A 14,970-nucleotide genomic window follows, 5' to 3' on the forward strand; every position below is an offset into this window, starting at 1 on the left:
AAAGTTTAACATGACAACTGATGACATAGTCTCATCCCAGGAGCTGGAGCGGTTGAACGCGAATCTGGCCAAGGTCGAGGATCTGACGCAGCGTCTGTTGACGGCCATGGGACACAAGAAACCACTGAGTTCGTCTCTGAGCGGCCCGAGTCAGGACCTCTATGCCAACGCATTGGGGGCCTATTGGCAGGAATGGGTGCAGAATCCTGCGAAGATTCTTGAACATCAGATCGCGTTCTGGGGCAAATCCGTGACTCATTTTGTCGAAGCGCAGCAGGCGCTGACCAAGGGCAAACTGGTGGCACCGCAAGATCCGGGCCCCAAGGACCGGCGCTTTGCCAATCCGCTGTGGGACACACATCCGTATTTCAACTTTATTAAACAGCAATACCTGATCAACGCCACCGCGATCCAGCAGGCGGTGGATGATATCGACGACTTGGACCCAATCGAAAAAAAGCGATTACGTTACTTTTCACGCCAGATCGTCGATATGATGGCGCCGACCAACTTTTTGTCCACCAACCCCGATGCCTTGCAAAAGGCGGTCGAGACCGAGGGCGCGAGTCTGGTCAAAGGGCTGGAGAATCTGGTCGCAGATCTCGAGGCCAACAATGGTGAGCTGATCGTGCGGCTGGCAGACGAAGGCGCGTTTCGCATTGGCGAGAATATCGCCACGGCCAAAGGTTCTGTGGTCTATCGCAATCGCATGATGGAACTGATCCAATACAGTCCCTCGACCGAAAAGGTTCGCGAAACGCCGATCGTGCTGTTCCCGCCATGGATCAACAAATATTACATTCTGGACCTCAAAGCCGAAAATTCGCTGATCCGGTGGATCGTCGACCAAGGCTACACGTTGTTTGTAGTCAGCTGGGTGAACCCGGATGCGTCGTTCGCGGATGTCGGACTCGAGGAGTATATCGAAGACGGCTATCTGACCGCGATCAATGAGGTGAAGGCAATCACCAAACAGGACAAGGTCAACGCGGTGGGCTATTGCATCGCTGGCACCACGCTAAGCCTGACATTGTCGCTGATGAAACAAAGGGGCGACAAGTCGGTCAAGTCCGCGACCTTCTTTACTGCGCTCACCGATTTTAGCGATCAGGGCGAATTTACGCCCTTCCTGCAGAATGATTTCATCGACGGGATCGAGGCAGAGATCGGCGACAGCGGGTTGCTGCGGTCCTTTATCATGGCGCGGACCTTTTCGTTCCTGCGTTCAAACGACCTGATCTATGGCCCCGCGATCAAGAGCTACATGATGGGTGAGACGCCGCCGGCGTTTGATCTGCTTTATTGGAACGGGGACGGCGCCAACCTGCCGGGCAAGATGGCAATCGACTATCTGCGACGGCTTTGTCAGGACAACCGGTTTTCAGACGGCGGTTTCGAAATTCTGGGCCATACATTGAATCTGTCGGATGTGGACGTGCCGCTGATGTCGATCGCCTGCGAGACGGATCACATCGCGGCGTGGAAGGATTGCTATCGCGGGGTGCAAAAGATGGGTGGCCGCTCAAAGACGTTTGTGATGGCCGAGTCCGGACATATCGCGGGGATCGTCAATCCGCCAAAGAAAAAGAAGTACGGCCATTACCTGAACTCCGACCTTAGCCTGGACCCCGAGGCATGGCAGGCCAGAGCAGAACACCACCAAGGATCATGGTGGCCGATCTGGGAGGCCTGGCTGGCCAAACGGTCTGGTCGCTGGATTGTCGCAAGGGAACCCGGTGATTCGGATCATCCGGTGCTCTGCGAGGCGCCCGGCACCTATGTCATGGTAAAGGCTGCTGCATCAAATCAGTGACTTGGCAGATTTTTGCTGCGGTGCGGCATTTTCCCTTGAAATGCTGCGTCGCAGCATGCATATTCCTGACAGCTGCAATGAAACGCGGGGTGGGCCCGCACAGCAGATAAAGGAATATTTTTATGGCTACTGCAAAAACACCCGATTTCGCCGCGATGATGAAAGACATGATGGGCGCATACCCGGTGGACACATCGTCCATGGAAGAAGCGTTCAAAACAACCGCCACGCTGAACGAAAAGCTGAGCCAGGTTGCCATCGAAGCCGTCGGCAAGTCGACCGAGATTTCGTCCAAGTGGACAAAAGAGACCCTGGCCAAGCTGGCTGACATGTCCAAAGCCAAAGCTGAGCCTGCTGACTATGCAAAGTCGATGACCGATTTCGCTTCGGCTCAGGCCGAAGTGGCGTCCGAGCACATGGCCGCCTTTGCTGAAATCGCGAAAAAAGTTCAGATGGACACCGTCGAGCTGATGATGGCCGCCGGCAAAGACATGACCGAGGACGCAACCGCGGCCGTCAAGAAAGCCACGACTGACGCCACCGCAGCCGCCAAAAAGGCAGCGACGGTCGCCACGGCAAAGTAACGAAGAACGCCACAGGCATCCATTCCTCCCGATGTGATGTCGCGTGACGGGGCGGGTTCCAATGGAACCCGCCCTTTTTTTGTGTCTGTACCACTCCCGAGCGATGTGGCGCGGGCAAGGGCCAGAAGACAGTTCGACTGTGGCGGTAAGCTAACGCTTTCCATTTACGCAGACGCAGCATAGACTTTTTCTGCACTGCTGAATTTTTGGAGGGACCTCGTGGCTGACAAGACCAAATCGCTGCTGATCAAGCGCTATGCCAGTCGCAGGCTGTATAACACTGAAACAAGTGACTATGTGACGCTTGAGGATATCGCGGGCTTCATCCGCGCCGGCCGCGAAGTTCAGATCGTCGATCTGAAATCCGGCGATGACCTGACCCGGCAGTATCTGCTCCAGATTGTGGCCGAGAACGAAAGCAAGGGTCAGAGCGTTCTGCCAATCAACGTGCTGACCGATCTTGTGCGCAGTTACACCACACAAGCGACATCTGTTGTGCCGCAATTTCTGGCGGCCAGTTTCGACATGTTCCGCGACAGCCAGTCAAAATGGGTCGAAAACATGGGCTCGATCAACCCGATGACCAAGCTGCCGGGTTTCGAGGCGGTGCAGGCACAGCAAGAAGCGTTTCTCAAGGCGATGTCAGGCGGCGTCGGCAAGCAGTGGTCTGGACCCGAGCCCGAGCCGGTCGACGACCCGCCCGAGGATCTGGACGCGATCCGCAAGGAACTGGCCGAGCTTAAGCAGAAATTGTCCAAGCTTGAAAAGTGACTGGCCGAGGCCGTGCGCAGCAACTGGCATGGGTGAGGGGACGACCCCGTCGCCCCGGCTTGGGCTGAAAACGCGGTCGGGCGCAGGCGGGAATTTGCGGCGTTTTAAGTGCCGTAAGCGCGGGTCGGCAGAGACATGACCTGATCGGCCGCCGTCAACAACAGTTGGGCCACTGCCTCACATTCGACGAGGGTCAGGCGTGCGGGCAGGCGGGTGTCACAGGCGCGCATCAGCATTGCGCGGGTTTGGGGCAGGTCGGGCAGGTCGGGCAGGAACTGCCAGTTCCAAAAGGCCCGCGCGTTGTCGCGACTGAGGCCAAAGACCTGCACCTTGATCCCGGCGGACTCTGCGGCAGCAACAAAGGCCAGAACCTCATCATCGCTCATTCCACTGAGATTGAATTGCAGTGAATCGGGCGCGCGTTCTTCGGGGGACAGTTTCGACGGCACATTGATCCACGGGCTGGCAGTCAGCGCATGTGCCACATGGTCATGGTTGCGGCGACCGTCGCGGACGCGGCGCGCGATATGCGGGATCTGGGGGCGGATCACGGCGGCGGACAGGTTCGAAAGCCGTAGATTGTACAACGGCAACAGGTTCTGCCAGGTGGCGCAGGCCGTATGTACCGCACCGTGCTTGGCCCAGTTCTGCTCGTAAGCGCCGGACATGATGATGGCGCGGGCGACCAGATCCGCATCGTCGGTGACAAGGATACCTCCTTCGCCCGCGTTGATCAGCTTGTAACTCTGAAAACTAAAGCAACCGATGCGACCCAGCGTTCCGATGTTGCGGCCACGCCAGGTGGTGCCCAGGCTATGCGCGGCATCCTCGATCACCGGAACGTCAAGCGCGGCGCAGAGCGTCAGGATCGCATCCATATCCGAGGTGTGCCCCCGCATATGGCTGATGATCACCGCCTGAACGTCAGGCAGTTTGGCGGCAAAATCGTCCAGGTCGATGCGGTAATCCGTGCCGACTTCGCACAGCACGGGGCGACAGTCGGCATGCACCACAGCCGACGGGACCGCAGCAAAGGTAAAACCGGGGATCAGCACAGCAGCGTTGCGGGGCAAGTCCAGCGCCTTGAGCGACAGAAACAGCGCCGCAGAACAGCTGCTGACGGCGAGTGCGTAGCGTGACCCGAGGAATTGCGCGAACTCCTGCTCCAGCAGGGTGACGGGGGCGTCCTGCGGTGCGGTATAGCGAAACAGGTCGCCCGACTGCAGCAGGCGGTCAATCTCGGCGCGGGCTTCGGGCGGGATCGATTCCGCGTCATGCATGTTGGGAAGTGCGCTCATTTCCAAATTCCTGAAGCAAGGTTTCAGGTTTTGTAAATCAAGCGGTTAAAATTCCAAAGTGATAATCTTGTGACATCACTGTCGGCGATTAAATCCCTAGCCGGTCGCGCAGCGCAAACCAGCTCATCGCGAGGACAAGCAGCGGCGATCGTAGTACCGTACCGCCGGGAAAGGCCGGGGTGGGCATGGCGGCCATGGTGTCAAAGCCTTCGGCCTGGCCCTGAATCGCCAGCGCCATCAATTGGCCCGCATGCACAGCAGTGCCGACCCCGTGGCCGGAATACCCCGAGGCCGACAGCATGTTAGGTGCGATTCGGGCAAGGTGGGGAAGGCGCTTCATCGTGATCGCCAGCGTGCCGCCCCACGCATACTCCAACCGGACATCGCGCAGATGTGGAAACACGGCCAGCATCGGTTTTGACACCACGGCGCGAATATCACGCGGGAACCGGTAGCCATAGCTTTCGCCACCGCCGAACAGCAGCCGTTTGTCATGGCTCAGGCGGAAGTAGTTGACCACAAATCGAGAATCGGCAACCGCTACGTCACGGGTCAGCACCGTAGCGGCACGATCCCCCAAGGGTTCGGTGGCAACGATAAAGTTGTTGATCGGCATGACACGGGCCGCGACGCTGCGCTCCAGCCCGCCCAGATATCCGTTGGTGGCCAGGATGACATGGTGCGCGGTGACGCGCCCTGCATCCGTCTGCACTGTGGCGGGATCACCTTTGGCAATATGATGCACAGCGCTGTCTTCGAATATCCGAACACCAGCGTTGGACGCCGCCCGCGCCAACCCAAGGGCCAGCCGCAGGGGATGCAGATGCGCCGCACCGTGGTCCAGAATCCCGCCGCGATAGTCGGGGGACGGGCACAGGGTGAAACAGGCATCACGGTCCAGAACCTCGATCTGATCATAGTCATACTGCTGGTCCAGATGCGCGGCATAGCGATGCAGATCCGCGACCTCGGCGGTAGAAGAGCCGGTCCATGCGACGCCGGGCTTTTGATAGCAGTCGATTTTGTGGCGGGTGATCAGATCCTTGACCAGCGCCTTGGCGCCCTCGCCAAGTGTCCAGAGCTGGCGCGCATGATCGCGGCCCACCATCGATTCAAGCTTCAGCTGATCCTGCCGCTGACCTGAGCCAAGCTGACCGCCGTTGCGGCCAGAGGCACCAAAGCCCGCGCGATGCGCCTCGAGCAAGACAACATCCAACCCGGCTTCGGCCAGATGCAGCGCCGCAGACAGGCCGGTGTAACCGCCACCAACGATGCAGACATCCGCCGTTATGTCGCCGCGTAGCGCGGCGCGACGTTCCGGGATATCCGCAGTCGCGGCGTACCAGCTATCCGGATAGCTGCCACGCTGGTCGTTGCTGTAGAGCAGGTTCATGATCTTCTTTCGCGTCGCGCCGGTGCGGCACCTTTAGACATTCAACAGCAGGTGTTCGCGTTCCCAAGGGCTGATGACCTGAAGGAACTCTTCGTATTCGGTGCGTTTCACGATGGAATAAACCCGTGCGAATTCCGGACCCAGGACGTCGTGCAATTCCTTGGCCTCGTCAAACAGATCCAGCGCCTGGCCGAGTACGCGGGGAATGTCGCCTTCCCCCTCGTAGGCGTCACCCTTGAACTGCTTTGACGGGCGGCGCTCTTCCATCAGACCAAGGTAGCCGCAGGCCAGCGACGCCGCGATGCCGAGGTAGGGGTTGCAGTCCATGCCCGCCAGCCGGTTCTCGATCCGCCGCGCCTCGGGTGTCGATAGCGGAATACGGATGCCGGTGGTGCGGTTGTCGCGGCCCCACTCAAGGTTGATCGGCGCGGCGTGGTCTTTTACATACCGCCGGTAGGAATTCACATAGGGTGCCTGTACCGCAATCGCTGCGGGCATATGATGTTGCAACCCACCAATAAAGTGAAAGAACGCGTCGGTCTCACCGCCGCCGGGACCGGTAAAGATGCTCTTGCCGGTTTCGATATCGAGGATCGAATGATGGATATGCATCGCCGATCCAGGTTCCTCTGCAATCGGTTTCGCCATGAAGGTGGCAAAACAATTGTGCCGCAGCGCCGCCTCGCGGATCAGGCGTTTGAAAAAGAACACCTCGTCTGCCAGTTTGATCGGGTCGCCGTGGCGCAGGTTGATTTCTAACTGGCCGGCGCCGCCCTCTTGGGTGATGCCGTCAATCTCGAATCCCTGGGCTTCGGCAAAGTCGTAGATATCGTCGATCACCGGGCCGAATTCATCAACAGCCGTCATTGAATAAGCCTGACGCGCGGCAGCGGGGCGGCCCGAACGGCCCATCATCGGCTCAATGCTCTTGGCAGGGTCGATGTTGCGCGCGACAAGGAAAAATTCCATTTCGGGGGCCACAACCGGCTGCCAGCCTTGCTTTGCGTACAGATCGCAGACCCGGCGCAGCACGTTGCGCGGCGCACAGGCCACGGGGCGGTCCTTGCGATCATAGGCATCGTGGATCACCTGCAAGGTCCAGTCGCCAGTCCATGGCGCGGCGGTGGCCGTGCTCATATCCGGTTTGAGGATCATGTCACGTTCGATAAAGCCCTCGTTCGCATCCGCAGCTTCACCCCAGTCTCCGGTGATGGTCTGGTAAAAGATCGAATCCGGCAGGTGGAAGTATTTCTGCTTGGCGAATTTCGACGCTGGCACTGCTTTGCCACGCGCAATGCCGGGCAGGTCAGAGATGATGCACTCAACTTCGTCCAGCCGACGGCCTTCGAGAAAGGCGCGGGCGGATTCGGGCAGGGCGTCGGTCCAGTCTTCGCTCATGCGATCCTCTTTTCCTTGAAAAACAGCGTGATCAGATCGGCAAGCCGGGCACTGTCGGTGGGTTCGTCGAGTTGCGACAATGCCTCTTGCCTCAGGTTTTCGGGCACAACCCCGGGCGCACGAGTGTCGAGCAGCCCTTTCAGATAGGTGCGGTTGATCTCGGGATGGGGCTGGAGGGTAAAGGCACGGCCCGTGTACAGCAGCGCCGCGTTGGCACAGAACGCCGTGGATGAAATCACCTGAGCGCCTTCGGGCACGGCCGTTACCTGATCCTGATGCCAGGCATTCAGCGCGAAAGTGTCGGCGCCGATGGTGTAATCTTGGCGTCCCACCGACCAACCCCCATCGAATTTTTCGACCCGCCCGCCAAGCGCCTGAGCGATGATCTGGTGGCCAAAGCAGATGCCGACCATAGGCCGCCCACTGACGTAAATGGCGCGTATCAACGCCTCAAGCGGGGCGATCCACGGCAGATCCTCATAGGCGCCGAATTTTGATCCGGTGATCAGCCAGCCGTCAGCGGCCTCTGCGCCGGAGGGAAATTCCCCGTCCACCACCGGATAATTGTCAAAGACAAGGCCCTGATCCGCAAGGAAATGGGCAAAGATTTCGGGGTAGTCACCGTTTTCATCGACGAGCTGTTCGTTGACATGTCCGGTTTGCAGGATGCCGATTTTCATGGGGTACCGATCCTCGGGTGATGCGTGCAGGGTAGAGCGCGGCCACATGGACAGCAAGAGCGCCGTCCATGTCGCAAGAGGCGGTGTCAGACCGTGTCGAGGTAGATTTCGACCTGTTCGTTGGGGCTGAGTTCGGCCATGTAGAACAGTTCCTGACGTTTGGTCAGCACAAGGTTGCGGATCATCTCGGGGGAAAACAATCGCGGGATAATGGCGCTTTGTTCAAAGGCGTTGATCGCTTTGCCCCAGGTACCGGGGATGCGGTCCAGTTCCAGCGCGTAGGCGTTGCCGGTGATCGGCTCGGGCGGCTCGATCCCGTCTTCGATCCCGTTCAAAGCAGCCCCCAGAATGGCAGTCAGCATCAGATAGGGGTTCACATCGCCCCCGGCGACGCGGTGTTCGATCCGCCGCGCGGCGGAACTGCCTGACGGGATGCGGATGGCTGCTGTGCGGTTCTCATAAGCCCAGCAGATACCCGACGGCGCATGCGCGCCCGGAACCATGCGGTCATAAGAGTTGAGATGCGGCGCAAAGATCAACGTGCTGTCGTGCATCGCGTTGATGCAGCCTGCCACCGCATGGCGCATCAGCGCCGTGCCTTTGGGGCCGCCATCGTCAAAGATGTTGGCGCCATTCTTGTCGACCACGGAAAAATGCGTGTGCAAGCCTGAGCCGGCGTAATCCTCGTAGGGTTTGGCCATGAAGGACGCGGCAAAGCCATGGCGACGCGCCAGCCCTTTGACCAGGATCTTGAACAGCCAGGCATCGTCGGCAGCGCGCAAGGCGTCGTCGCCATGCATCAGGTTGATTTCGAACTGGCCCAGACCGGCCTCGGATATCGCGGTGTCGGCGGGAATATCCATCGCCTCGCAGGCGTCGTAGAGGTCGGTAAAGAACGTGTCGAACTGGTCGAGCGCGCGGATCGACATGGTTTCGGCCGCCTTACGCCGCTTGTTCGACCGAGGGCTGATTGGCACCTGAAGATTGCGCCCGGAATCGTCGATCAGAAAGAACTCAAGCTCGACCGCGACAACTGGTGTCAGGCCCTTTTCCTTGTAGCGATCCACGACGGTCCGCAGCGCCTGACGCGGATCACCCTCGTAGGGGCGGCCATCCTCGCGAAACATCCAGATTGGCAGCAACGCGGTGGGGGCTTCGAGCCAGGGCATGGGCAGAAAGCCGCGTTCAGTGGGTTTCAGCACCCCGTCCGCATCACCGGATTCGAACACCAGTGGGCTATCGTCGATGTCTTCGCCCCAGATGTCCAGGTTGAGGACAGACAGTGGAAAGCGGGTGCCATCCTCGACCACTTTGTCGGCAAAGCGTGACGGCACACGTTTGCCGCGCGGTTGGCCGTTGAGATCGGCAGCCGCCACGCGGATTGTCCGCACCTCGGGATGTTTGCGCAGATAGTTCTTCATGACGGAGGACATGGGGCACCAGGGTTGAAATTAATTTGATCAAATTATGGATAGCGATGAACACCCCCACTTGGCAAGCACAAAGGCGGGACGATCGCACGGGGCGATCTTTCACGCGCCAGAGGTTGGGGAACCCTAGCGGATCAGGTTGGGGCGGATACGCAGTTTAGGCCGCTGGGCTTGTGGCAGATGACGGTTCAACCGACGGTTCACCAGACCAAAGCAGGACACCACAATCAGGGTGAGAACGATGAAATAGCAGGCCAGAATTGGATAGGGGACAAAGGGGTTAAAGGTCTTATCGGCAAAGTAATTGGCGTAATACAGCGCGTCGCCGCCCTGTTGCCGCGCCGGAAAACCGGAAAAGAACACCAAAGTGGTGGCGTGAAACAGAAAGATTGCCTCGTTCGTATAGGCGGGCCAGGCCAGCCGCAGCATTGTCGGCCAGATGATCCGCCGGAACCGGTTCCAGCCGGTAAGGCCGTAGGCGTCCGCCGCTTCGACATCACCGCGCGGTACCGAGCGCAGCGCGCCATAAAAAATCTCACCGGAATAGGCGGCGGTGTTCAAGAACAGCACTACAAGCGCGCCAAGCCAGGCTGACGAGAACGGGTCAAAGACCGACGAGACGGATTTGAGGCTTTGAAATCCAAAATAAGCAAAGAAGAACTGAATGAACAGCGGCGAGCCGCGGAAGATAAAGATGAACCACTCCGACAGTTTGCGCAGCGCTTTGACCTGCGATGCCTTGCCCACCGCCACAGCCGTCGCCAGAAAGAACCCAGAACTAAGCGCAACGACCCCGAAATAGATATTCCAGATCATGCCCGACCCGATCAGCACCACCTGCTGACAGAGCGTGAAATCCGCGCGCGGCAACAGGCGCTCACCAATCCCGAGCGAGCGTAGACCGTAGTCGGCGATCGTCTCCCAGCAGCTCATACCGTGGCCTTTCGCTGCGCGTTGCCGCCCAGAGTAGCCTGCCCGTGAGTCAGACGTGTCATCACCCGTTCAAGCACCAGTTCCGAAACCCGTGTGAACAGCAGATAAAAGACCAACAACACCAGGAAATACCACATCCGCCAGTCGCCATGCGGATAGTCGGTAAAGCGCGGCGTCTTGGCACCGCCGAGCTCGCGTGCCCAATACACGATATCCTCGACCCCGAGGAGGAATAGCAGCGGCGTCGCTTTGATCAGCACCATCCACAGGTTGGACAGGCCGGGCAGGGCATAGACCCACATTTGCGGCACCAGAATGCGCCAGAAACATTGACGTGGCGACATACCATAGGCCTCGCCTGTTTCCAACTGGCCCTGCGGCACGGCGCGCATGGCACCATAGATTACATTGGCGGCAAAGGCGCCAAAGACGATGGCAAAGGTCAGCACCGCTAGGAAGAATCCATAGATTTCATGCATGTATTGTGGTGCGTTGCCCAGTGGCAGCTTGGCGATTTCGCAGACAACAAAATCGTTGCCCTGACGGATCGGGGCGTCCCAGTCCGGGCATTTTACCTTGTGCCGGACATATTCAAGCGCCTGATCCAGCGCGATGACGAAGAACAGGAAAAAGGCGATGTCGGGAACGCCGCGCACAATGGCGATATAGGCCTGACCGAACCACCGAACCGGCAGGATACGTGAGCGCGCGGCCGCAGCGCCACCAAAACCGAACGCCAGAGCAGTGGGTGCAGTGATCGCGAGCAACAGCAGAACCGTCCCAAACGACCAATACAACGCCATGTGTTTGCCGGTCGTCAGATAACAGGCCAGCCAGGCGGCATCTGACAATTGGCCGGGATCTGTGCAAAACTCGAAAATGGGTGCGCCTCGGGGTCAGGTCAGAAAGAGCGTATTTTTGAAGAGAAGAAGCCGACAAGGGAGAGGCAGCGCCCCTCCCTTATTGGTCTGCGATATCAGAACAGGGCTGAACCGGGCAGCCATTCTTCGATCAGTGCATTCAGCGAACCATCCGCCTTCATCGACTCGATGGCGGCTGAAAATTTCTCTTTCAGTTCGGCGTCGCTTTCGCGGATGCCAAGGCCGATGCCGCCGCCGATCAGCACGTCGTCGCCGACAAGGGCGAGGTCGGCGCTTTCTTCTGCGATTGGCAGCAGGTAGGCCTTGTCAGCCAGGGCCGCGTCAGCTTCGCCGTTGCGCACTGCGGCCACGGTTTCGTCCGGGGTCGCGAATTCGAGCAGGGTGGCCCCGGCGCTGGCGATGTGGCTGGCCTGGATTGTGCCCGCCTGCGCCGCCAGAACACCGCCGGTGAAATCCACATCAGCGCCATCAAGCCCGATGTAGGACGAGGGATCGGGTTGGGTATAGTTGGTGGTAAAGTCGATCACCTCGTCACGCTCGTCGGTGATCGACATGCCTGCGATGATCGCATCGTAATTTCCGGACACCAGGTTCGGGATGATGCTGTCCCATTCGTTGGTGACCCATTCGCAAGTCAGTTCGGCCCGCTTGCACAGCTCATCACCGAGCTTGCGTTCGAAGCCATCGACTTCACCCGCGTCATTGATGAAGTTGTACGGAGGGTAGGCGCCTTCGGTGCCGAGCCGTACAACCGAATGCGCAGCCGCAAAGGCCATGCTGGCCGAAAGCATCAGCGCGGCGGTGCCAGTCAGGATCGTTTTCATCTGTTTTCTCCCTGGAGTGGTTTTGGCGTGGAATTGACTGCGGCCTTTGGGGCCGGTCAGGCGTGTTGGGTGGATCGCAGAAAGCCCTGCAACCGTTCGGATTTTGGAGCACCGAACAAGCTGGCTGGCGGCCCTTCCTCTTCGACCAGCCCCTGATGCAAAAATACCACATGATTGCTGACATCATGGGCCATCTTCATGTCATGCGTCACGATCAGCATGGTGCGGCCTTCGGCGGCAAGATCCCTGATGACCTGCACCACTTCTTGTTCAAGCTCGGGATCGAGTGCGGAGGTCGGTTCATCGAACAGGATCGCTTCGGGCTCCATACATAGCGCGCGGGCGATGGCGGCGCGCTGCTGCTGGCCACCGGACAGCTGGGCGGGAAAGTTGTCACATTTGTCGCCGATGCCGACCTTATCGAGATAGCCGCGCGCGGCCTCTTCGACGTCGGACGGGGCGCGGCCCAGAACGGTCACTGGTGCCTCCATCACGTTCTGAAGGATGGTCAAATGAGACCACAGATTGAACTGCTGGAACACCATCGAAAGGTTGGTGCGGATGCGCAGCACCTGCTTGGCGTCGCCGGGCCGGCGGCCAAGGCCACTGCCGTGCCAGATGACCGGTTCACCTTTGAACATGACGTCGCCCTGCTGGCTGTCCTCGAGCAGGTTGGCGCAACGCAGCAGTGTCGATTTTCCGGATCCCGAAGATCCGATGAGAGAAACCACGTCGCCACGGTGGGCAGTGATATCCACACCCTTGAGCACCTCAAGCGGGCCATACTGCTTGTGCAGATTGCGAATGCTGATGACGGGGGCTGAATTTATCACGAGGGCCTGTTGTGTTGCATAAATTGGGTTCACATCAGAATGGCGATAAATTTCCGCGCATTGCAACGTGCAAAACAGCACAAACGGCCATTTCGCGGGCAGGATGACCCCAGGTTCGCCCGTTTCGTCAACGATTGGGCGGGTTGGGAACATCAAGATAGGCGGCCGCGGGAACCGCCGCGATCCCGTGCAGGTTCAGGTTGTCGCGGGTGTGCCGGGGCAGGGCTGCGATACCATCGCTGAGGGCGCAGCGTAGTGCATCGGCGTCTTGCCCGAGGCTGGTAATAAAGGGGGTGGCGGGTGTCGGTTCAGTCCGGGCAAGCTCGCGTAGGGCAGCGGCGTGAGGGTCAAACCGCTGGATCAGCCGCCATGAGTGCGCATCGATCGCCGTGATATCGCCGACGCCATCAGCCACCATGCGCGCCGAAAAGACGTGGCCGCCGCTCTCGCAGATCGGGCCAAGTGTGAGGCCACGCTCGCGTGCAAAATTATAGAGGCTGCCATACCCAGACTGGCTGTGGGTCTGGTTGATCACCACGCGCCGGGTCATGATTTCGACCAGCGTGCCGGGCGTGTCGTGCCGGGTAACAAATACAGAATTATAATACCCCGGCGGGCACCCGGGCAAACCGTAATCCGGGCTGCCAAGCAACTGTACCTTGCCGTGCAGGCGCGTCCGGTATGGCAGGCCGCAAGTTTGCGACAACAGCAGATCCGGCCCAAGCCAAGCATCCCAGAGGTCGATATCGCGATCAACCTGCTGTGGGCCATATCCCAGTTGTGTCCGCACTGACTGCCAGAGTGCGTCAGTATCCGCGGCCGTCTCAGCGCGGTCATACATCGGCAGGCTGACGATCACTTCTGTGCCTCGACCCGCTGGCGTGCCATGGCGCTGTCGACGTCTGACACACCCAACAGCGACGAGACGAGGCGCAGCAGCGAATCCTCTTCGTCGCTGCGCACACCATCGGCTAATGCGACCTCCCACAGGGCTTCGACCACGTCGATTCGGTGATCATAGGCCACGGCATCCTTGATCGCGCGGGTAAAGCGCACAGTGTCTGGAGCCTGGATTTCCAGCTCTTCCGCGTGTGCGCGCAGATTGCGCGCAGCATCCGGCGATAGGGCATAGCGGCCAGCCGCGATGCGGTCTATCCGCGCGCGTTCGGACTGGTCGTAACTGCCGTCAGAGCGAGCGACACGCACAAGTAACGCGGTCAATGCCAGCCGGGCGTCGGCATCGGGCATTTGCGAAGGGTCAGGCTGAGTCAGCCGCTTCAGAAAATCACTAAACATGACATGCGATATAGGGCGATTTGACCGCCGGGCCAATGGGCTATGTGGCCGCAAGAGGTGTCATCAGGTGACAGTTGCAGCTGCCTTCGCGGAAGCTCAAGCGCAGGGCCGCGCGGCTAATGGCGTGCGCCGGGGGGCGGATCAAGCCCCAGAAGGTGGTGCAGATCGACATGGGACAGATCGGCACATGACAGACCGCGCCGGTTTTGGGGCAGGCAGGACAGCAGGGCGCGCCGCTCGTGATCAGGTACATTTGCGCTGAGCAGGTCGGCCAGAACCGGCCAGGGCGGTGCCTGATCGGCGACGATTTCGCAGTTGCGGCGCATCTCGGTGGCCTCGGCGGCGGTCAGATGATGATGACGGGCAAGGGTTTCATCCACATCCCGCATGCCGCCAATGGCGCCGGGATGGTCACGCGCCACCATCACCAGCAGCGTGCCCAATGCCATCGGAGTATCCGCCGGGTCGAGCCAGGCGCAATCCGGGGCGTTCAGCCACAAGAGCAGGCGCGCGGACATAGGTCACTCATAACCTTCGACGATGACCAGATCCCCGGTCGAAACGGGATCGCGCAGCGCCTTAGCCGCCTGGTAGGCGTCGCTGTTATAGCAGGCGTGGGCCGCTTCGATACTGGGGAATTCGATCACCACAGTGCGCGGGCGTGTGTCACCCTCGCACTGTTCCTGCGGCCCTCCCCTGACCAGAAACCGCGCGCCGAATTCGCGAAACGGGGCGGCGTTGGCAGCTTTGTACGCTTCATATATCTGCGCGTCGTTCACGGTAACATGCGCGACCCAATAGGCTTTTGCCATATCCTCCTCCTTCTCCTCCCGGAG

The 14,970-nt window shown here is 59.6% G+C and carries 16 protein-coding genes; 3 read left to right on the plus strand and 13 right to left on the minus strand.

Annotated elements, in window-relative coordinates:
• Positions 1-10 precede the first annotated feature (10 nt).
• The 3 genes from IMCC21224_RS08075 (at position 11) to phaR (ending at position 3,168) form a co-directional block, all read left to right on the plus strand.
• Positions 11-1,813 carry an alpha/beta hydrolase gene (locus IMCC21224_RS08075; protein ID WP_047994911.1) on the plus strand — a complete coding sequence of 601 codons (1,803 nt, stop codon included), beginning with the start codon at positions 11-13 and terminating at the stop codon, positions 1,811-1,813.
• Between the two features lie 122 nt (positions 1,814-1,935).
• On the plus strand, positions 1,936-2,397 hold the full coding sequence (locus IMCC21224_RS08080) for a phasin family protein (RefSeq protein WP_047994912.1): 462 nt from the start codon (positions 1,936-1,938) through the stop codon (positions 2,395-2,397).
• A 219-nt stretch (positions 2,398-2,616) separates the two neighbouring features.
• Complete coding sequence (phaR, locus tag IMCC21224_RS08085) at positions 2,617-3,168, plus strand: polyhydroxyalkanoate synthesis repressor PhaR (protein ID WP_047994913.1); 552 nt, start codon at positions 2,617-2,619, stop codon at positions 3,166-3,168.
• A 104-nt stretch (positions 3,169-3,272) separates the two neighbouring features.
• On the opposite strand, the gene IMCC21224_RS08090 is transcribed toward phaR, so the two are convergent.
• From IMCC21224_RS08090 to IMCC21224_RS08150, 13 genes are all read right to left on the minus strand, one after another.
• Positions 3,273-4,466: a DegT/DnrJ/EryC1/StrS aminotransferase family protein gene (locus IMCC21224_RS08090; RefSeq protein WP_047994914.1), complete on the minus strand. Its 1,194-nt coding sequence runs from the start codon at positions 4,464-4,466 to the stop codon at positions 3,273-3,275.
• 88 nt (positions 4,467-4,554) lie between these two features.
• On the minus strand, positions 4,555-5,859 hold the full coding sequence (locus IMCC21224_RS08095) for an FAD-binding oxidoreductase (RefSeq protein WP_047994915.1): 1,305 nt from the start codon (positions 5,857-5,859) through the stop codon (positions 4,555-4,557).
• 33 nt (positions 5,860-5,892) lie between these two features.
• The gene (locus IMCC21224_RS08100) at positions 5,893-7,257 is read right to left on the minus strand and encodes a glutamine synthetase family protein (protein ID WP_047994916.1); all 1,365 of its coding nucleotides are present in this window, start codon (positions 7,255-7,257) and stop codon (positions 5,893-5,895) included.
• Complete coding sequence (locus tag IMCC21224_RS08105; RefSeq protein ID WP_047994917.1) at positions 7,254-7,937, minus strand: type 1 glutamine amidotransferase; 684 nt, start codon at positions 7,935-7,937, stop codon at positions 7,254-7,256. The genes IMCC21224_RS08100 and IMCC21224_RS08105 overlap by 4 nt, the downstream gene beginning before the upstream one ends.
• 86 nt (positions 7,938-8,023) lie before the next feature.
• Positions 8,024-9,358, minus strand: coding sequence for a glutamine synthetase family protein (locus IMCC21224_RS08110; RefSeq protein WP_047996974.1), 1,335 nt, complete (start codon positions 9,356-9,358; stop codon positions 8,024-8,026).
• Between the two features lie 135 nt (positions 9,359-9,493).
• Complete coding sequence (locus IMCC21224_RS08115) at positions 9,494-10,300, minus strand: ABC transporter permease (RefSeq protein WP_047994918.1); 807 nt, start codon at positions 10,298-10,300, stop codon at positions 9,494-9,496.
• Positions 10,297-11,181 carry an ABC transporter permease gene (locus IMCC21224_RS08120; RefSeq protein ID WP_047994919.1) on the minus strand — a complete coding sequence of 295 codons (885 nt, stop codon included), beginning with the start codon at positions 11,179-11,181 and terminating at the stop codon, positions 10,297-10,299. Before IMCC21224_RS08120 ends, IMCC21224_RS08115 begins: the two co-directional genes overlap by 4 nt.
• Before the next feature lie 95 nt (positions 11,182-11,276).
• On the minus strand, positions 11,277-12,005 hold the full coding sequence (locus IMCC21224_RS08125; RefSeq protein WP_047994920.1) for a transporter substrate-binding domain-containing protein: 729 nt from the start codon (positions 12,003-12,005) through the stop codon (positions 11,277-11,279).
• Positions 12,006-12,061: 56 nt separating this feature from the next.
• Positions 12,062-12,838 (minus strand): ABC transporter ATP-binding protein, encoded by a 777-nt coding sequence (locus IMCC21224_RS08130; protein ID WP_047996975.1) that lies wholly within the window; start codon positions 12,836-12,838, stop codon positions 12,062-12,064.
• Between the two features lie 127 nt (positions 12,839-12,965).
• Positions 12,966-13,697: a phosphate/phosphite/phosphonate ABC transporter substrate-binding protein gene (locus IMCC21224_RS08135; protein WP_047994921.1), complete on the minus strand. Its 732-nt coding sequence runs from the start codon at positions 13,695-13,697 to the stop codon at positions 12,966-12,968.
• Positions 13,694-14,134, minus strand: a complete 441-nt coding sequence (locus IMCC21224_RS08140) for a TerB family tellurite resistance protein (protein ID WP_047994922.1) — start codon at positions 14,132-14,134, stop codon at positions 13,694-13,696. Before IMCC21224_RS08140 ends, IMCC21224_RS08135 begins: the two co-directional genes overlap by 4 nt.
• Before the next feature lie 116 nt (positions 14,135-14,250).
• A complete protein-coding gene (locus IMCC21224_RS26440) occupies positions 14,251-14,652 on the minus strand; it encodes a hypothetical protein (protein ID WP_053078925.1) in 402 nt (133 codons plus the stop codon).
• Between the two features lie 3 nt (positions 14,653-14,655).
• Positions 14,656-14,946, minus strand: coding sequence for a DUF1330 domain-containing protein (locus IMCC21224_RS08150; protein WP_047994923.1), 291 nt, complete (start codon positions 14,944-14,946; stop codon positions 14,656-14,658).
• Positions 14,947-14,970 lie beyond the last annotated feature (24 nt).

This window comes from Puniceibacterium sp. IMCC21224 (genome assembly GCF_001038505.1).
Lineage (GTDB): Bacteria > Pseudomonadota > Alphaproteobacteria > Rhodobacterales > Rhodobacteraceae > Puniceibacterium.